General features: G+C 68.6%; 11 protein-coding genes. 5 read left to right on the forward strand and 6 right to left on the reverse strand.

From position 1 onward, the window contains the following. Positions 1-17: 17 nt before the first annotated feature. The 5 genes from QTI04_RS03050 to QTI04_RS03070 form a co-directional block, all read right to left on the reverse strand. Positions 18-4,559: a hypothetical protein gene (locus QTI04_RS03050; protein ID WP_286614175.1), complete on the reverse strand. Its 4,542-nt coding sequence runs from the start codon at positions 4,557-4,559 to the stop codon at positions 18-20. Positions 4,560-4,570: 11 nt separating this feature from the next. Next, positions 4,571-7,372 (reverse strand): hypothetical protein, encoded by a 2,802-nt coding sequence (locus QTI04_RS03055; RefSeq protein WP_286614176.1) that lies wholly within the window; start codon positions 7,370-7,372, stop codon positions 4,571-4,573. A gap of 22 nt (positions 7,373-7,394) precedes the next feature. Continuing rightward, complete coding sequence (locus QTI04_RS03060) at positions 7,395-10,847, reverse strand: DUF6603 domain-containing protein (protein ID WP_286614177.1); 3,453 nt, start codon at positions 10,845-10,847, stop codon at positions 7,395-7,397. Between the two features lie 58 nt (positions 10,848-10,905). Further along, positions 10,906-13,392 (reverse strand): hypothetical protein, encoded by a 2,487-nt coding sequence (locus QTI04_RS03065; RefSeq protein ID WP_286614178.1) that lies wholly within the window; start codon positions 13,390-13,392, stop codon positions 10,906-10,908. 148 nt (positions 13,393-13,540) lie between these two features. Further along, positions 13,541-14,194 (reverse strand): hypothetical protein, encoded by a 654-nt coding sequence (locus QTI04_RS03070; RefSeq protein ID WP_286614179.1) that lies wholly within the window; start codon positions 14,192-14,194, stop codon positions 13,541-13,543. 223 nt (positions 14,195-14,417) lie between these two features. Between QTI04_RS03070 and QTI04_RS03075 the strand changes: the two genes are divergently transcribed. Beyond that, entirely contained in the window at positions 14,418-14,639 is a 222-nt protein-coding gene (locus QTI04_RS03075) for a hypothetical protein (RefSeq protein ID WP_286614180.1), read from the forward strand. A gap of 12 nt (positions 14,640-14,651) precedes the next feature. Here QTI04_RS03075 and QTI04_RS03080 read toward each other — a convergent pair whose 3' ends face one another. Beyond that, a complete protein-coding gene (locus QTI04_RS03080; RefSeq protein WP_286614181.1) occupies positions 14,652-14,906 on the reverse strand; it encodes a hypothetical protein in 255 nt (84 codons plus the stop codon). 135 nt (positions 14,907-15,041) lie between these two features. Between QTI04_RS03080 and QTI04_RS03085 the strand changes: the two genes are divergently transcribed. The 4 genes from QTI04_RS03085 (at position 15,042) to QTI04_RS03100 (ending at position 19,046) form a co-directional block, all read left to right on the forward strand. Next, positions 15,042-17,135, forward strand: a complete 2,094-nt coding sequence (locus tag QTI04_RS03085; protein WP_286614182.1) for an NAD(+) synthase — start codon at positions 15,042-15,044, stop codon at positions 17,133-17,135. Positions 17,136-17,492: 357 nt separating this feature from the next. Continuing rightward, positions 17,493-17,699, forward strand: coding sequence for a DUF3606 domain-containing protein (locus QTI04_RS03090; protein ID WP_286598057.1), 207 nt, complete (start codon positions 17,493-17,495; stop codon positions 17,697-17,699). Positions 17,700-17,879: 180 nt separating this feature from the next. After that, positions 17,880-18,581, forward strand: coding sequence for a glycosyltransferase family 2 protein (locus QTI04_RS03095; RefSeq protein WP_286614183.1), 702 nt, complete (start codon positions 17,880-17,882; stop codon positions 18,579-18,581). Positions 18,582-18,587: 6 nt separating this feature from the next. Continuing rightward, entirely contained in the window at positions 18,588-19,046 is a 459-nt protein-coding gene (locus QTI04_RS03100) for a GAF domain-containing protein (RefSeq protein ID WP_286614184.1), read from the forward strand. The last annotated feature ends 108 nt before the right edge of the window (positions 19,047-19,154 follow it).

Here is a 19,154-nt window from a genome sequence, read left to right on the forward strand (position 1 = left end):
GGGCGCTGGATGAAGAGCTATCGCGTCAGCGGCGCGGCGTCGGTGGACACCACGTCGTCCTTCGCGTTGAAGGCGAGGTAGAGCGCGGGCAGGTACTGGGCCGTGCCAGCCAGCGCCTCGGCGTCGATGGCACGCAGCTTGGCCAGGTCCAGCGTCTCGGCCAGCACGCGGTGCAGGCCGGCGATGGTCCACGCCTCTTCCGGCACCGGCGGCACGGCGAGCAGCACGCTCTGGGGCGCGCAGGCGTCCGGCGGGTTGTACTGGAAGGTGATCGCGGTGGTCTCGCGACGGCTGGGCACGACCTCGATCCATTCATCGACGGCCAGGCCGCACAACGGCAACGCAGTGTCGAGCGTGGCCGGCAGCTGCAGCACCAGCGATAGCTTGCCCGAGGGCGGCTCTGCGGTCGGCTTGCAGGGCAAGCCCACCCAGCGCTCGCCGCTGACGAAGGGCAATTGCGCCACCCGCAGGTTCAGACGCTCGCCTGTGTTCAGTACCTCGGCGCCACGCAGGCAGGCGGCAAGGCGAGCCAACGGATCGCGCACGCGTGCGCTGCGCGTGAACCACGTGTGTGCGGCCAACGGGTCGCCGCCCTGCGTGAGAGCCGTCGCCGCGAGCGCGGATGCCAGCTCCGACGCGGCCGCGTTGTGGCACGTGAAGCGTGGGAGCACCACGAAGGCTGCGCCGAACACGGCCCGCATGCGCTCGATCAATCGGTCGCGCCGCGTGCGCGGCTCGGGCGATACAGCTGCGGCTGCGGCTGCGGCACGCAGGCTCGCGCCCTGGTCGAGGCGCGGCCTGGCTTGCTTGAGCAGGGCTGCCGCCTGCTGCAGCAACGCCTCGCGCGACGGCGCATCGTCGCCCGCCGCGATGGCTGGCACGGCGGGCGACAGACCGAAGCTGCCGAGCTTCAGCATGGCGGTGCGCAGCGCGTCGGCCGTGCTCGCCGCGCCCTTCTTCACCAGGGCGTCGAGTGCCTTGTGGGCAGAAGTGAGAGCGTTCTCGGCTTTCACTGCGCGGGTTTCCAACTCGGCGAGGTCGAGCGTCCCCGCGGCGGCGCGTTCCGGCGGGTTCAGGTCCTCGGCATCGGCGCCGCGCGCGTTCGAGAGCAGGCGCTGCGCGGCGCGGGCCTGCTCCAGCACGCCGAGCAGCGTCAGCTCCGCGCCCGCGAGATCGGCGGGCCGCGCATGCTGGATGCGCAGGTTCGCCTGCGGGCCGAAGCCGCCCTCCTGATGGCGAGCCAAGTACAGCAGGCGCTGCTCGACGTCGTCGGGCGAGGTGTCGGTGCGGCGCGGACCGGCCACGGTTTCCACGCCGTAAACCACGTCGAGCGGCGCCAGTTGAAGATCGCTCAGGCGCAGCACGCGTGTCTCCGCGACGGCACCGCTCGTGCCGTCGATGCGCTCGATCACGCATCGCACCCTGCGCGGGTCGCCCAGTAGCCTGGCGGCCCAGGCGTTGAGCATCGGTTCGGCGCTCGCGCGCGCCGAGGTCGATGCCGCAGCCCAACCGGTGGTCGCGGTGGGCTTTCCGCTCCACACCATCAGCAGGCGGTGCGTGAGCGCAATGCCGCTGCGCGGAATGCGCGCCACCTCCAGCTCGGGTGCAGGCGCGTCGCCGTGCGCGATGGCGGCCAGCGTGCTGGCGATGCGCGAAGTGTTGCCGCGCGCCATCTGGTAGGCGGCTTCGGCGGTCAAGGCGTCGCCCAGTCCGTCGATGGCATCGCCGAGGGCATTGAGTTCGCGGACCATCTTGTCCAACTCGTCGGCGTTGGCGCCCGCCTGTTGCAGCAGCGCGTTCACCGGCCGGCCGTCAGTGCGCCAGCGGCTGTGCAGCACGAGGCCATCGACGACGTTGTTCGCCGCGATGGCTTCCACGGGCTGCGTCTTCGGCTCGAGCTTGCCCGCGACCAGCGGCGCGAAGTCGCGCAGCGGCGCGATGAAGCGGTCGAGGGACAGGTCATGAAGGCTGCGTTCGAAGCGGTACCCGAGCAATGCGCCCAACGGCTGCCCCTGACGCACGCCTTCCAGCAGTTGGGTTGCTTCCCGCACGCGGCGCGATGTGAGATCGATCGCGAAGGCGCCCTCTTCCTTCGGGACGCCGGTCGCGCCCAGGTGCGCATTGCGCAACAGCGCCGCGGCGGCGGCATGCGTCATCGAGGGCGAATGGATGAAGCCGCTGTCGTTCGGCGACGCGAAGAGCGGCCCCGGCTCGCCGGCCGGCGGCGTGACGGGCGCGGCGGACGAGGCCTGCGTCGGCCGCAGGTTCTCGACCCAGCCGTAACCGCCCGCGTAAATGCCTTGCGGCGACTCTGCGCGCATCGCGGCGAGCCGCTTGCTTGCGAAAGAGGTGATCCACGCATCGAGCCGGTGCGACGAAAGATCCAGCGTGCCCTGCATCAGCAATTGCAGCGACTCGCTGTCCAGCGTGCGCAACCAGGCCAGGCTGTCGCGGAAGGCGCCCAGCGACGCGAGCGCGGGCTGATCGAAGCTGCCCGCGCTTTCGAGGAACTGGCGGATCGTGCGGTCGCCCGTCACGGCCGGCACCTGGAGGTCGAGCTGGCGCTTCCAGGTGAGCGTCGGCCCGGCACCGACCACGAGGTCGATCAGCTCCGGATCACGCAGCAAGGCAGACAGATCGTTGCCGGGCGAGCCGGCCGCGATCAGGGCGGTGGCCTCCGCCAGTTCACGCAGCAGTGCATGGCGCAGCAACGTCTGCAGCAGGGGCGACGTGCTATCGGGGTTGGCAGGGTCCGGCCGCATGGCGATCAATGCATCGATGCCGGATGCGGCCAGCAATGCGCCGATGTAGTCGGGCTCCAGCTTGCGCCAGGGCGAGACCTCGCCCGCCTGCACCAGCGGCGAAGTCACGTCGTAGCCCAGGTCTGCGTGGACGGCACGCGTGAGCCGGGGGCGCCACGGAAAGCCGAGGCGCTGCAGCAGCCCGGTCGCGATCGCTTCCTGCATCGGAATGAAGCCGTTGCCCTGCAGGTCTTCGAACAGGAAGGCGCGCAGGTGCTGCAGGTAGTGGCGGCCGAGCACGGCGCGGGTGCTGTAGCTGCACGAGACGGCATCGGTGCGCATCACGTCGGCCAGGTCGCCATCGGGATCGGCCGGCTGCCGGCGGCCGACGCGCGCAGCGTCGCCCAACTGCGGTCGCCAGGCGCCGTCACGCAGTTGCTGCAACACGTTTCGCAGCCAGAGGTCGCGCGCGAATGCGCCCTCCTCGCCGGTGCGCGGGTGCCACTGGTCGAGGGAGGTGACGGGCAGGATGCCATAGGGCTGGCGGCCGACGCGCAGGCTGGGGTAAGGCCCGGCGCTTCGCACATGGTCGAGGAAATGGGCACGGGCCCACGCGATGTGTTCGAGCGTGAGGCCGCTGCCGTCCGGCCCCGCCAGGTTGTTCAGGAAGTAGCCCCATCCGGCCGGCCAGAGCGCGTTGTTCATCGCGCGCATGTCGGTGTCCTGCTGTCCCGCCGCCAGCGGCAGACGGCCAAGCACCGGCGATACCTGTCCGGCGGGCAGGCCCAGCGCGGCGCCGAGCCGCACGGCATTCGATGCGGCAGCGAGCGTCGACGGTTCGAAAGCGACCTCGCTGGCAAAGCTCTGAATGCGGCCCGGGTCGGACGAGTCGTAGCCGGCCCGCCGGTCGGCCGAGTTGTTGGTCGGCGTGCCGGTACGCAGGAACTCGGCGCCATCGGTGTAGTGATGGGCGTCGAGCAACGAGGCCAGCTGCGCCGCGGTGTCCGTCGCGGTGGTCGATGCGGTGCCGAGCACGAACAGGCTGTCGAGTCCCGCGGCCAGCAGGGGCGCCGGGATCGCGATGCGCAACGCCATGCCGGCTCTCTCGGCTTCCTCGAAATCGACCATCCAGCGCATGCCGGCGTCGACGGCGAGCTGATCGTCCGGCACCTCCGTCACAGGCGCCTGCGGATCGGGGCCCGTCGCCAGCGGACGTCGAATGTCGCCGCCGCTCACCGCGATCACCGGCAGGCCGCCCGACTGCACGATGGCGATCCAGCGATCCGGCAGCAGCCGGGCGATCGGCGCGCGCCGCCATGCGGCGTCCTTGCCGTCCGAGACCACCGACACCTCCGGCCATTGCGGTGCGTCCGGCAAGGGATCGGCCGCGGGCACTGCCGCTTTCGGGCGCTGGGCGGCATTGCGAGGCTCCAGCACGCGCGCGATCCACGCCGCGCGCGCGGCACCGAAGCGATCGGCCAGCTGCCGCCACGCATCGGCGCGCGCGGCGGCGTCGGGCCCTGCACGCCAGTCCTGCTCCCAGTAGTGCCGTCCCCACTCCCGCTCGCCCGGCAGCAGTTCGGGCTCATGCGAGTCGAGGTGGATCTTGTCGGGATACATGCGCACCCGGAGTTCGCTGCCGCCATCGGGCTGCGCGAAGAAGCGCGTCTCGAGCCGCACGGGCAGCAGCGCCAGCGGCCGGTCGCTCGGGCACAGCGTGTCGCCCATCAGCGCCGGCAACTGCGGGTGCGCCGCGGCGGCGAGCTTCAGGTTGCTCCTGAAGAAGGTTGCAGCGGAGAAGCCTGTGACAGTGGCCATGGTGCGATCGCTCAGTGCTTGACGAGCTGCGAGGCATGGATCGAGATGCGCACCGGAAGCTGACGCACGATGCCGGCCATGTGCGCGCCGTTGCGCCCCCATTGCAGGCCTTCCAGCGGCAGTCCGGCGGGTGGTCCGCCCGCCACGCCCAGGTGGCTGGCGCTGTCCGTCGGTGTGTCTTCGTCGAGGCCGAAACGCGGCTCCGTCGGGTGCTCCTGGATCACGATGTAGTAGCCGGCGTTTCCGTCGGCACCGGTCGCCTGCGCGGCCGTGAAGTCGAAGCCGAAGAAGGACACGTCCGGCTGCATGCTGCCGCTGAAGGCCGGCTGCACTTCAACCGCCGCGTCCTCGCTCGGCGAGCGCACGCCGTTCGCATCCATCACGCCCGGCACGGCGAAGACGATGGCGTTGGGATAGCGCCGGAGCAGCGCGCTGCGCATCAGCATGACAAACTGCTCCCGCACCGGCGCGGTGGCCGGATCGGCCAGCGGGCGATCGGCCCACAAGTGCAGCGGTCCGATGTCCGGACGAGGCTCCGGCGCGCCGCGCACGTCCCAGAACTGGTTGAAGCAGGTGCCGCGCTGGTCGGTCGGGAAGCCGCGCCACAGCAACTCGCGCGCCATCTCGACGTTGAGCCCGACCATGTAGGCCTCGACGAAGCGGCGGTTGGTCTTGAGGCCGATCACGCTGTCGGGCAGCACGGTCTGCAAACCCGGCAGCAGCAGTTCCTGCGACAGGTCGCGCAGCGGCTCGTACATCGGCTGGCGGAAGGTCGGCGCGGCCATGATGGTGTCGATGCCCACCGCGGCGCTCGCGGGCGTGTCCACCGGCGGCACCGCGCCGGCGCCGACCGAGACCATCGCGCGCGCCAGCGCCACCAGCGTCTGGCGCGGGCGGGTCTGCGCCAGCACTGTCTCCTTCAACTCATCCATCGCCATCCCGGGTGCCGGGGCGAAGATGGCCTTGAAGCGGCCGGGATCGATGCGGCCCAGGTGCTCGCTCGCGGCGAGCCGGAAGTTGTGTGCGGAGGGGCTGTCAGGCAGCACCATCATCACGGAGATGCTCGGCACGTTGACGGGCGCGCCCTCGGCCATGACCTGGAAATTGGGCCGCCCGACCAGGCCGTCGATCAGTGTCTTCGTCACGTCGCGGAAGGGGCGAATCGTCACGTTCGGCAGCCGGATGCGCACTGCATCCACCGTGGCCTGATCGGTCGCGTCCGGCGCGGAGAAGGTCATGCCGAGATTGAGCTTGGCGACCCACGTCATGGTGGTCGATCGCGTCAGGCCCTGCGCTGCGATGCGCCGTGTGAACGGGCCGCGCTCGCGGCCGATGCGGCGCATGGCCGGGCTGGTGGCCGCGAGCGGCAGCGCCTTGCCCTCCATCCGCGCGACCAGCGTGCGCGGCGCCGTCTCGTCGGCGGCGATGGTGCGAATGCGCGCGAGGGCCGGCGAGCCGATGCGCAGCAGCGTCTCCGCGCCGAGGTTGGCGAAGTGCCGGGCGTGCAGGCTGGTGCCGACGGCCAGGCTCAGTTGCAGCTGCCGCATCCTCTGGTTGGCGCGCTGCAGATCGGCCGCCTGCTCCCAGGCCGCGGCCATCAGCGGTTCCTGATGCGTCTGGATCACTCGCGTGCCGAACGCCACCACGGTGCGCGAACGCGGGTCGAGGTTGAGCTGGTCCAGCCACCGGGGAACGCCGCGCGCCACCGTCGCGCGCCCGGCATGCCAGCGGCCATAGACGGGCGGCGCAAGCAGCGGATCGGCATCCGGGTCGGCCACTTCGCTCAGGCCCGGCGCGTTGATGATGCCGGCCAGGGTGGTCTGGAATGGCAAGGCCGTTTCCTCGGACCACGGCGCCGGAGTGTCGGGCGTCTCCATCGGCAGCAGTGCCCCTTCGAGTCCCAGATCGACGTGCGGCGGAAACTCCGCCGGCAGGCCGAAGCCCGGCTGGCTGATGTCGATGGGCCTGCGCCCCAAGCCCTCGGGCACCGGCTGCGGCTTGAGCCGGCGCACCAGCGATTCGAAATCGCCGCCCGGACCGGTGCGGAATTCCCAGTGGTGGTAGACCGGCAGCAGGAATGGCAGTTTCTGCGTTGGCGTCCATGCCGGCGCGAGCGCGTTGGCCGCGACAAGGTCGGTGTCCGCAATGGGCAAGCCCAGCCCCGCCTTGCGCCCGAGTTCGAAGGTGGGCACCACGCAGGCGATGTAGTCGGTGTCTGCGCGGAGGATGCGCGGGCACAGCAGGCGCGACAGCGACAAGGCCGGCGAACCGGCGAGCGCCCCACCGACCTGCGCCGCGTCACGCGCTGCGGCCTGCGCATGCGCCCACGCCCAGCTGTCGACGAGGTCCGGCAGCTCCGCGGCAAGGCTCGCGGGTGCGGCGATCTGCAGCGCGGTGCATGGCGCATCGACGGTGGGCCCCAGCGACACACCGTCCTGCTTGCGCACCACCACCAGGCTGAGCCAGGGCCGCAGCTTGCCTGTCGCATCGGCGCGGGCCGGTGTGAAGAGCCATGGAAAGTCGGGCCGGTCGAACTCGATCGCCGCGAAGTAGTTGGGCTCGAAGTCGATGCTGCCCGGACGTGGATCGCGCCGCACGATCTGGTTGGCGTCGATGCCCACCACGTCGGCCGGACCGCGCAGCCGCACCGTCACCGGCGGCGCGGCGCTGCCGTTGACCGACAGCACGGCGGACAGATCGGCCACCGCGTGCTGGCCCGCGCCGAGCGAATCGGGCGTGGTGATGCTCGCGGCGGCGCCCTGGCGCACCCATGGCAGGAGGCTCAGGTTGGCTGCGGGATCGGAACTTGGCATCGATCGTCTCCTGCTGCGTTCGCTAGGCCTGCAACTCGTGCAGCGGCACCACCTGCCACCGGGCGCCGCCGCGGTTGAGCGTGTCCAGCGCGGCGCGGTATTCGCTCCAGGTCCGCAGCGTTGCATCGACCGGTGGCGGCGCGCCGTCGGCCAATGGAACGATGGCCCACCGGGGCGCTTCCACCTCCACGGCCTGTGAGGGTTCGGCTTCGATTTCTTCGCCCCGGCGGAAGCGAGCCAAGCCGATGGCCCGCACTGGTGCCCGCGCGGCCGCGCCGGTGCGGCTGTGAAAGCGCAGCTGCGCAAAGCTCATGACGAACGGCGGCGCGGGCGGCTTCGGCGGCGCGCTCATGTCGTCGATCACGATCGACTCGTACTTCAGGGGCGCCGCGACGACTTCCGCCGCATCGAAGCTGACCGCTTCACTGCCGAAGACCAGCCCCGCATCCATCTCCTCGAAAGACGGGCCCGCGAGCTTCTCGTCGTCGCTCATGGCAAAGAACTGCGCGGGCGCAAACTGGTCGCGCACCGGGCCGCCGCCTTGCGGCTGCGTGTTCAGCGTCGCCGTGACCGTGAAGCGCCGGGCACCCGCCACGGGCGCGCCGCCGAACGAATCGACGTCGCGCGAGGTGTTCAGCGGCACGACCTGCTGCCTGACGACCAGGCGCCCGAGCGGATCCAGCACGATCGCACCGCCGCCCCCGCCCGTGGCGGCGAGCTTGCGCAGCGCCACGCCATGGCTGGCATGGGCTGGCCCCAGCGTGGTCCAGCTTTGCGGCGTGGTCAGCGCCTTCTTCAGTTCCGCGAGCACATCCACGGCCGGCGGCAGCGGCGGCTTCTCGCCGTCGATCAGGGTCTTGTCGAAGCGCACCGTGAAGTCGCACCAGAGGATCTCGAACGAAGCCTTGCCACTGACGCGCAGCGGACGCGGCCCTTCGAGTTCGCCTTGGAGCGAGACCTTGAAGAGATTGCTGGAGCCGCGCTTGAGTTGCACCGACGCATGAAAGTCGGCGAGGAAATGCAGCGGCACGAGCTGGATCAGCACGTCGTAGCCGATGTCGCCATCGACGCTGAAGCCGTAGGCGGCCGCATGCAGTTGCGCCCGCGCGCCGAACTGCAAGGTGTTCGAGGTGATCGCGAAGTAGGCCTCGCAGGTGATGCGCGGGTTGTTGCCCGAGCTCAGCGCGATGGCGATGCGGTCGAGCTTCGGCAGGTTGGCCGGCGGCGCGAAGCGAGGGTTCAAGCCCCCCACCGCGAGCACGAAGCCCGCGCCCGGCCCGGAGGTCCAGCGCGCGCGCAAGGCCATGGCGCCGGTCAGCGCGAACTTGTGCACCAGCCGCGAATCGACGAGCACGGCATCGATAGAGGCCGTGCCCTCGTCGAAGTCGAGCACGCCCATCGCATCGAGGTTCAGCCGCAGAAGGTCGTTGTCACGCGAGGGAAGCATCGAGCTGATGCGGCCCAGCACCAGCAGGCGCGAGCGAGCGCCGAACTGCAGGATCAGCGCCAAGTCCAGCAACACCAGCGTGGGCGTGGCCCAGCCGATGCGCGCCAGGATCCCGAGCAGGTAGCTGCCGCGCAGCGCCGGGAACGCGCTGGCCAGCGAGCGGATGATGGCCGGCGCATTGGCGACCGGATTGCGCGGGAACAGCAGTGTGCCGAGCGTGTCGTTCTTCAATCCTGCGCGCAGCACGTCCTGATCGAAGGTGCGGTTGACCGCCACCATGCCGCCGATGCCTTGCAGCGTGAACCCCATGCCGAGCGGGATCGGCCGGAAGTCCTCGGCAGTGATGAAGATGATCATCGAGAAGCCCGGCTTGCCGTCGGGCATCTGCGTCGCGATCAATCCGAAGGCCTTGAGCGTGATGGTCTCGTGCAACGACAGCTGCATGACGCCCGCATAGAGCTTCTGCGTTTCGTCATGGAACAGGAAGCCACCGCCCGTGAGCACGCCACTCGCTTCCACCGACAGGCCCACGCCGCTGGGCGGCTTGAAGCCGAGAGCGAGATTCGCGACGCCGAGGTTGCCACCCGTGGACGGGAAGCTCAGCAGGCCGGCGATGCCGATGCTGTCGAGCACCGCCGTCAACGGCCCGATGGAGGCCGACACGCTGGCCGACACCTCGGCGGCGACGTCGGCATCCTGCGGCCGCAAGGCCAGCGTCAGTGCGGAGAGCGTCACGCCGCCGAAGGACAAGCCGACCGGCACGGAGGCTTCGAGCGCCGCACTGCCGCGCAGGGTCAGGCCTTTGTCGCTCGACCACGCAATGCCGAGATCGCCCTCGGCCTGCAGGCCACCGGCGGGAAGGATCGCGCTGAGAAACCCATCACCGTCGCCGGCGGCGATGACCACCATCGCCTTCGTCACGTCCGCCGACACGGCCAGCGATGCGTGCGACTCCGACAGAGCGACTTCGAGTCCGATCCGCGCACCGCCGACTTCGATGCGCGCGCCGTCGGGCTGCCCGATCACGTAGGCCGGCCCCGCGTCAATCGTCTCGAGCGTCGCCGATGCGCTGCCCTTCGCCTCGACGGTGCCCGGGCTCGCAAGCAGCGTCACACCGTGCCGGCCCCACGCGACGACGTCGATGCCCGCGGTGAGAGCGGCCGCGATCTTCCAGGGCCCGGCGCTCGCTTGCACTGCGATCGCGCCGAAGGGGCTGATAACCAGGCCCAGATCACCCTGCTCCGCCGGCGACAGCGAGAGGACGACGCCCGACTCGGACGCCGCGCCGTAGAGCGGATCGTCGACGTACACGATCAGCGCATGCGCCATCAGCGGGCCGGCATCGCCGAGCGCGACGGCATCGTCGGGATCGAAACCGTAGCGGCAAGTGACGCCAAGCGCACGCAGCAGACGCACAAGCCGCGGGAACAGCTTGTCGGCCATGGCGTGCGCATCGGCCGCGGTCTGCATTGCATTGCCGTACTCGGCGCGCAACACGGCCATCGGATCCTTCAGCAGCGACGGCAAGCGGTCGAGGTGCCAGCGGTCGAGCCGGTAGCTGTCGCGCACCAGGCGACCGCCCTGCACGAGCGGCGGGTTGCCCTGGCGCTCGTCGGCCGGTTCGAGCAGCGTCAGCAGCGCCGCCGTCGGCCGTGCGGCTGGAACGCGGCTTTCGAGAAAGGCCATCACCAGCAGGTCGACCAGTTCGCGACCCAGGCCCTCGAGCGAGGCCAGCGGCCCCTGCTGTTCGAGACGCCGCAAGGCTTCGAAGGCCTCGGCGGCCGCGTCCAGAACGGCGGCGATCGCATCGAAGGACGGCGCCTCCTGCGCTGCGAGCGCATCGATGCGATGCCTCAACTCCGCGACGGCCGCGAGCGCCTCCAGCAGCGTGTTGCTGTCCGAGTCGGGCGGCACGCCCAGCTCGGCCAGCAGGCGCTGGAGGAAGGCCGGCTCCTCGACGACCTGGATCACCGGGTCGAGCAGGCTCGCGAGTCCGCTCGAGAGTGATTCGAAGAAGGTGGCGCTCATCGGGCAACCTCCGTGCTTCGCACTGCGGTGCGAGCGCCTTCGGGCGGCCGGGCGGCGCTCATGGCATCGCGCGCGGCACGAATTCCGCGAATGCAGAGTCGTCGGGATCGAGGCTCACCACGTAGTCGCTGAGCTGGAGCTCGCTGTCCTTGTCCTTGCGCCAGCGCACGGTGTGGTGCAGGCGGCGCAGGCTGACGTTGGTCGGATGCCAGTCGAAGGTGATCTCGCAGAAATTGTTGGTGCCGATGACCTTGTTCACCGCGCCGCCGGCGTTGTACATGCGGTACTTCGTGGCCGCGAGCCGCAGCGCCTCGGCGGCCATCTTGCGCTGGTCGGGCGTGCTGCCCGCGGTCGGCGTCGGAATCGGCGTCGTGTCCACGGGGACGCTGACCTCGGGCGGTGTCAGGTAGTCGAGGCGGTAGCTGTAGTCGGGTGGCGTCTGGGGGTCGATCGCATTGCCGAGAAAGAAGCCGTCCGGCTCGGTGGGCAGGGTCGGCTGGTCGAGCTCGATGGTGAACAGCGGCACGAATGTGCCTGCGGGGTGAAGGCCGCGCTGCCCCACCACCTTCTCCGAACCCTGCGCGACGTTCCAGCCCACGTAGCCCTGCGGCGTGGTCTTGGGGATCATGAGCCACGCAATGGGGTTGGGCGTGTAGGCGTAGCCGTCGCGATGAAAGCCGAGCGTGCTGTCGGTCTCCTTGCGGAACGAGCTTGCCACCAGTTGCGCGATCACCGCCTTCACCGGCTGGGGCTGCACGTCCCCCAGGCGCGTGGCGGCCTTGTAGAGCAGCCGGGTCGCGAAGCTGAAATGCACGTCGCCGGAGATCATGGCCAGCGCGCCGGTCCGCGTACCGTCGACCTTCGGCAGCTTCTCGGTCAGGCTCGCCATCAGCCGGTCGAAGTGGATGGACGGCAACTCCCACGCCTCGTACACATCGGGGAAATGTTCGAAGAAATTGGCGACTCCATCGTGGCGCGCCGCGGAGCGGATCGGCTCCACGGCCGGCGCGTTGGTGGTCATCACGACGATCACGATGCGCTCGCCCGCCGGCGGCGTGTTCACGATCTGCTGCACCAGCTGATCAGCCGGCATCAGCACGCCGCCGCCGACCCGGCCCGTGGGAAAGGAGCGCCAAGAGCGCGAGTCGGTGAAGATGATCTGGTGGCCTGGCCCTTCGACCGTGTAGTTGTAGACCAGCTCGTCCGCCTCATGGAACGTGGCATTCGCGGGCCGAGTCGCCAGCAAAGTCTCGTCGTGCACCGCCACCAGCTTGCGCAGCGCAGGCGATTTCGCCTCGTAGTCGCCGGCATCGGTGGTGCCGTCCAGCAGGTCGAGCAAGGCCTTGCCCGGTGGCTTGGCGCCGCCCGCGGCCGGGTCCTCGAACACCTCCGGCACGTTGCCCCAGTGCTGGCACAGCGAATAGGCCACCAGCGCGTTCTGCGCCACACGCAGGCCGAGCGGATGGCCGTAGAGCGACTTGCAGGTGTCGCGCGTCATGTTCCAGTCGTCGGTGACCTCGTGGTCATCGAAGATCATGTAGCACGGGATGTTGGCCAGCATCCGGCGCACGTCGGTGAGGTCCTGGCGGAACAACGCGAGCTTCTTCGCTTCGCGGTCCATGCCGAAATGGTGGCCCTTTTTCACGCGCTTGCCGAACCAGTGGCTGAATGCGATCGCATCGCCGCCGAGCACCACGCGCGTGGCATCGGCAACATCGCTGAAGATCGGCATGTCGGCGGGCCACAGCACATCGGACCACACCATGATGTACATGCACAGGTACTCGCCGAGCGACAGCAATTGCCCGTCGAGGTCCTCCGAAGTGAAACCTGCGGCCTCCAGCGGATCGCGGCGCAGGAAGGGCAAGAGCTTGTCCACGTCCGCCTTGCTGCCCGCGACGTCGTAGGGAATCTGTTCCTTCCAGCCGAGCAGCACATGGGCGGCATCGGAGAGCACCATCAGCTGCGAGGCCGAGACATCGTCCGCGTAGATCTGGTCGCCTGTCAGCAACAACTGGTGCGGCCGCGCGATCGGGTTGGACGCGGCTTGCGCCAACAGCTTGTCGCCCACCGAAAAGGCATCCCTGCCGTTGCCGTGCGGAATGCGGCACGAGCCGCAAAGCAGGCGCAGGTCCTCGAGCGACGCGGGCGGCAGGCAGAAGCTCGGCAGGCCGAAGGGCACGTAAGCGAAAGCGGCGGGCAGCGTGGTCGTGCCCGTGGCTGTGGGCAGGTCCATGGCCTGCTGGTCATCGAAGGCGAACGCGAGCTTGTAGCGGTAGATCACGCCTTCCACGAGGTCGGGCGCGCCGGCATCCGGAACCGCCGTGACGCACACGATGTGCAATTGCGTGCCGACGGCAACGGTGTGGCGATGGCCCGAAGCCACGGTCGCGTCGAGCGCATCGAACACCGTGAGCGTGACGTCGCCGCCCGCGCGCATCGCCAGCCACACGCTGACGCTGCGCGGCGCGACCCTTCGCAGCACCGGCCCGGCCAGCACGCGCGGCAGCGTCGAAAGGCGATTGGCGAGCGACTGCCAGGCCATGGCGGCATTCCTCCTAGGCGGTGCGCCTTGCACGGCGCTGCCGAACGAAGGGCGCCATCGTGGGCTACCCCAGGCGGAAACTCAATGCAGCCGACGGCCTATATGCCGAAGGAAGTAAGCGCCACGGAAGGCGTGCGTTCGGACTTCGTCACTTCGGGCACAAGGCCAATGCGGCGAGCGTTTCGGAGCACGCCTTTTCCTTTGGCTCCGTGGCGACGCGCGCGGTCGCAGGGATGTCCACCGCCGGCGTGTCCGTCGGCGCAAGAGGCGCCGGCTCCTGGAAGGCCGAACCCATCACGACCGGAGGCTGAACGCGTTCGACGGCCGCGGCGCGTGGGGCCTTGCGTCCCGATTCGAATGCGTTCACGGTGTCGCTGCTTCTCGGCCTGGAGGAACTGTCGTCGCCGCGTCGCTGCGATACGGTTGCCGGTTCGGGCCGCGGTACGGGAGGCTCACGGGAGCTGGCGGCTACCGTGGGTTGTACCTCCGTCTCGACGATGGACACCTCTTCCGAAGCGAGCGACTCTCGCAGCGAATCGATCCGGGATGTGAGAGAGGCGGCAGAGGAAGAGACGGCGTTCTCGATCGTCGACCAGCCAGCGGCAAGCTGACTCGAATACCAGTACGCGAACGCCCCCAGCAAAAGCAGCAGCAGGAACAGCACGCGCAAGCCTGTGCGCTTGCCTAGCTGGCTGCGCGATGGGTCGGCACGGTTCAGCGTTCGTGTAGGCACCGGCGGTGTGGATGAGGCCTCGAGCGAACCGGGTGTCGTGCTGGCCGAGGTGTTCGCCGCGAAGCGCACGCCCGAAAACCTGCCTTTACAACCACAGCAGTATCTGGCACGGTCCTTGTTCGCCGTGTGGCACGCTTCGCAAAACTTCATCCCATCGCTCCAACCAAGTGAAGGAGGTTTTCACATTGTGTACTCTTGTCTTCGTACGGCCTTCGCAGACTTGTAAGACAAAAACCTCGGTATTTGTCCATTTCAGACACGGGAGCAGTGGCTTCTCGAACAGGGTTGACTCATGACCGCCAAATCCGCCCGGCGCGAATACTTCGAGGCGCTGGCCGCCTTCGATCGCGCATGCCTCGACTTTTCGAAGGGCATGGGTGCGGTTCTCGATCCGGTCGCGCAACAGGCGCCTTCAGGTGAGCCGCAACCGCTGCTCGCGAACCTGGGTCCGCGCAAGCCGGCCAAGCGGGCTCCGCGCAGCGACCCTGGCGCACTGGTCAAGCGCGCGCGCTGAACGCGCGCCGGCCTATAGCCTGCAGCGGGTCAGCGCCTCGTCGACCTTGGACTTCAAGAGCGCCACACCGCCGGTCCCGCTGGCAGCGCGTCCGATGAACGCGCCGGCCGCGGCCCCGATCAGCGCCTTGCCGATGAGCGTGCGGCTGTGCCCCGTTGCCATCAACAGCAACAGGCCGACGCCGAGCACGATGAGATGTTCGCCGGGCAGATCCGGTCGATTGGCGTCGGCTTCCTTGAGCGCCGCAATCCAGGACTTGGCTTCCATGGTGCTTCCGTTCACTAAACACAAAAGAACATTCTTGGACGGAAAGTCACGTCCGCGTTGTAGGCTGGGGACCCGCAAGCTTGACTCCTCCGCCGTCTACGACATCGCGGGAGTACCTTCGTTCAGGAAAGCTTCATGACCACGCTGCCCGAGTTTCTCGATCCCTATGCCCACGGCTTCGCGAGAGTGGCGGTGGCGGTGCCGCGCAACCGGGTCGCCGATCCGGTGTTCAACGCCAGCGAAACAGTGGCGCTCTACCGCGAGGCCAGCGCAAAGGGTGCGGTGGTCGTCGCGTTTCCCGAGCTGGGCCTCTCGGCCTACACCTGCGACGACCTCTTCCACCAGGCCGCGCTGCTCGATGGCTGCGAAGCCGCGCTTGCGACCGTGGTCGCCGCATCTAAACAGGTCGGTGCGCTGGCGATCGTGGGATTGCCGCTGCGCGTGGACCACAGGCTCTACAACTGCGCGGTCGCAGTCGGCGGTGGGCGCATCCTCGCCGTGTGGCCCAAAACGTATCTGCCCAACTACGGCGAGTTCTACGAGGCCCGCCAATTCAGCGCTGCCGACAGCGCCCTCTCCGACCAGATCGACCTGTGCGGCCAGCGCGTTCTCTTCGGCACCGACGTCATCGTGCAGGCCCGCCAACTGCCGCTCCTGAAATTGCACGTGGAGATCTGCGAGGACGTCTGGGTGCCGATCCCGCCATCGAGCTACGCGGCGCTGGCCGGGGCCACGGTGCTGGTCAATCTCTCCGCCTCGAACATCACGATCGGCAAGTCCGAATACCGCCACCGGCTGGTCAGCCTGCATTCGGCGCGCTGTCTCGCCGCGTATCTCTATTCGTCGGCCGGCATCGGGGAATCGACCACCGATCTCGCCTGGGACGGGCAGGCCCTGATCTACGAGAGCGGCGAGATGCTGGCCGAGAGCGAGCGTTTCAGCAACCAGTCGCACATGATCATGTCCGACGTTGACCTCGAACGCCTCTCGCGCGAGCGCATGCGGCAGAACTCCTTCGGCGTGTCGGTGCAGCGGCACAAGCAGGCGCTGGCCGGCTGGCGCACGGTGGAGTTCGACTGCACCGTGCCGAGATCGATGCCGGCGCCGGCGCTGATGCGCAACGTGGAGCGCTTCCCCTATGTGCCGGCGGATGCGCGCCATCGCGACGAGCGCTGCATGGAGGTCTTCAACATCCAGGTTCAGTCCCTCGTGCAGCGACTGGAGGCCACCGGTATCAAGAAGCTGGTGATCGGCGTGTCGGGCGGGCTCGACTCGACCCATGCACTGCTCGTGTGTGCGCAGGCGATGGACCGGCTGTCGTTGCCGCGAGCCGACATCCTCGGCTTCACGATGCCGGGCTTTGCCACCAGCGACCGGACCCGGGTCCAGGCGCATCAGCTCATGGACGCGATCGGCTGCACCGCGCGCGAGATCGACATCCGGCCGAGCTGCAACCAGATGCTGGAAGATCTCGGACACCCGTTCGCCGAAGGCGTGCCGCAGTACGACATCACCTTCGAGAACGTGCAGGCTGGCGAACGGACCAGCCACCTGTTCAGGCTCGCCAACTTCCACGGGGCGATCGTGGTGGGCACGGGAGACCTGAGCGAACTCGCACTCGGCTGGTGCACCTACGGCGTCGGCGATCACATGTCGCACTACAACGTGAACGCAAGCGTGCCCAAGACGCTCATCAAGCATCTGGTGCACTGGGTCGCACAGAACGGGAAGATCGGCCCGGCCGGCAGCGAGGTGCTGCACGCGATCCTCGCGACCGAGGTCAGCCCGGAGCTGGTGCCGCACGAAGCGGGCTCGGCGGAGGATGCCACGCGGCAGCCGGGACAAAGGACCGAGGACTTCGTCGGGCCTTACGAGCTCCAGGACTTCCATCTCTACTACACCCTGCGTTATGGTTTCAAGCCCTCCAAGGTGGCATTCCTGGCTTACACGGCATGGCATGACCGCGACAAGGGCGGCTGGCCGGACGAGCTGCAAACCGAACGCAACGCCTACTCGATCGCCCAGATCCGCAAACACCTCGGCACCTTTCTGTACCGCTTCTTCAAGACCAGCCAGTTCAAGCGCTCGTGCGTGCCGAACGCGCCGAAGGTCGGCTCGGGCGGATCGCTCTCGCCGCGCGGCGACTGGCGCGCACCGAGCGATTCGGAGGCCGCGGTGTGGCTTGCGGACCTGGCGGGCGTTCCAGACGAGACGGGCTCCGATCGATAGCTCGGCGTCCTGCCGATCCGGGATGGCCGCCCAAGGTTCTCCACCAGCCCCGTGGACAGACCTGTGGACAACACCCTGAAGAACGTCGGGAATCGACTCCAGACTTGGCTTCCAACACGGTGCCTCAGGATTGGGCACCGAAAAGGGGGCAAAGACAGCCGCCGGCATCGAGGAACCGCCCTTGACGGGTGGGTGCCGAAGCGACCTCTACCAGCGCCGGCAGGCCGTCTGTGCCGAAGCGTACGCCTCCAGAATGAACCCTGTGTTACGCGGGGTTGCCGATGTCGATGTCTCGCGCTTGTATGCGGCCGGCCCACGACCTATAAGACTTGGTTGCGGACACCTGAAGGAGCGGACATGACCGTCGATCTGAGCCACTTCAAGCCCCTGGACCCAGGCCGCGTCAACGCCCAGGACCCCGTCGAGCTGCAGTACTGGTGCGCCCAATTCCACTGCACCGAGGCAACGTTGAACGATGCCCTGGCGAAAGTCGGATCCCATGTGACCGCCGTGCGCGATCAACTGGCCTCCGGCGACAAGGCGCACGCACCGCCCGGCCGCTAACCGCACCGCGGCCAGCCACGCCGGCCGCGCCTGCGCAATGTCCAAAGACATTCCCTTCTGAACTTCCGGCGGCGCCCTACGCGCCTTTCATTTCTCTACCGACGCGATTCGCGCGCCGGTCGACCTACGTTTGCCGCATTCACGAGAGAGCCCACTCGCAACAACCAAGAACAACCACACATGCTCGGCATCGTCATCCCGGCGCACAACGAACAGGACACGATTGCCGACTGCGTCGGAGCGGCGCGACGTGCAGCGCTCCATCATGATCTGGGCGGAGAACCGGTCGAGATCGTCGTCGTCATCGACGGCTGCACCGACGCCACGGGCGTGTTGGCCGCCCGCGCGGGCGCCATCACCATCAGCGTGCGTGCCCGCAACGTGGGCGTGGCCCGCGCGGTAGGTGCGGAGGTCCTGCTCGCGCGAGGTGCGCGGTGGCTTGCGTTCACCGACGCCGACACGGTGGTGTCGCCCGGCTGGCTGGCCGATCAACTCTCGCTCGATGCGGATGCCGTCTGCGGCACGGTCGGCGTGGAGGACTGGTCGCAGCACGGGGTCCATGCCGACCTCCTGCGCCGGCATTTCCTCCACACCTACGATGACCGGGACGGACACCAGCACATCCATGGCGCCAACCTGGGCGTCTCTGCACCGGCGTATCGGCGGGCGGGCGGATTCCGGCACCTGGGCTGCAGCGAGGACGTGGACCTCGTGCGCGCGCTCGAAGCCTCGGGCGCGAAGATCGCGTGGAGCGCCAAGCCGCGGGTCGTGACCAGTTCCCGACGCGAGGCCAGAGCCCGCGGCGGCTTTGCCGACGCACTGCTGCACGCGATCGTCCAGCAGCTGAACCCGACGGCCTTGCCGGCGCTGACAAGCCCATAATGCCGCATGGGATTGCCTCGCACCTTGCAGACGCTTTCTTCCATCCTGGACGCCGAAGGCCCGTCCAACGGCCTCGCCTTTCTGAATGAGGGCGTTCTGCACCGGTACAGCGCCATCTACCGCCTTTCGGGCCTCACGTTGAAGAACGTGCTCCTGCATGACAAGGCGGGCAAGTTGCGACCCGAATACCTCGCGGCCATTCCGTTCGACAGCAGCTACTGCCAATTCGTCGTGCGCGACGGCCAGTTCCGCACCGACAACTCGGCAGCCGACACGAGGCTGCGGGGCTACTCCTATCCGAGCATCGCGCTTTCGTACCACAGCGTGCCGATCCTGAATCCCAGCGGCGAAATCTGGGGCACGCTCAGCCATTTCGACACGGCAGCGCTGCCGCTGCCCGACGACGAGTTCGCGCTGCTGAAAGGCGCGGCACCCTTGCTGGCCAGTTTCCTGGTCGAGCCCTGAGCTGTCGTCTCCTACACGAGTCGGCGGCGTGCGCTGACGAAGCGCGCTGGCCACTTCGCATACCGTCGCCGGGCTATTTCATCCTCCCGCCCCATCGATCACTCCGCC

This window comes from Variovorax sp. J22R115, from assembly GCF_030317005.1.
GTDB lineage: Bacteria > Pseudomonadota > Gammaproteobacteria > Burkholderiales > Burkholderiaceae_C > Variovorax.

Bases quoted from the DNA above. Each gene is read 5' to 3' on its own strand.
- QTI04_RS03085 (WP_286614182.1), top strand. From the start codon at position 15,042: ATGACCACGCTGCCCGAGTTTCTCGATCCCTATGCCCACGGCTTCGCG.
- QTI04_RS03060 (WP_286614177.1), bottom strand. From the start codon at position 10,847: ATGAGCGCCACCTTCTTCGAATCACTCTCGAGCGGACTCGCGAGCCTG.
- QTI04_RS03095 (WP_286614183.1), top strand. From the start codon at position 17,880: ATGCTCGGCATCGTCATCCCGGCGCACAACGAACAGGACACGATTGCC.
- QTI04_RS03100 (WP_286614184.1), top strand. From the start codon at position 18,588: ATGGGATTGCCTCGCACCTTGCAGACGCTTTCTTCCATCCTGGACGCC.
- QTI04_RS03065 (WP_286614178.1), bottom strand. From the start codon at position 13,392: ATGGCCTGGCAGTCGCTCGCCAATCGCCTTTCGACGCTGCCGCGCGTG.
- QTI04_RS03075 (WP_286614180.1), top strand. From the start codon at position 14,418: ATGACCGCCAAATCCGCCCGGCGCGAATACTTCGAGGCGCTGGCCGCC.
- QTI04_RS03080 (WP_286614181.1), bottom strand. From the start codon at position 14,906: ATGGAAGCCAAGTCCTGGATTGCGGCGCTCAAGGAAGCCGACGCCAAT.
- QTI04_RS03090 (WP_286598057.1), top strand. From the start codon at position 17,493: ATGACCGTCGATCTGAGCCACTTCAAGCCCCTGGACCCAGGCCGCGTC.
- QTI04_RS03055 (WP_286614176.1), bottom strand. From the start codon at position 7,372: ATGCCAAGTTCCGATCCCGCAGCCAACCTGAGCCTCCTGCCATGGGTG.
- QTI04_RS03050 (WP_286614175.1), bottom strand. From the start codon at position 4,559: ATGGCCACTGTCACAGGCTTCTCCGCTGCAACCTTCTTCAGGAGCAAC.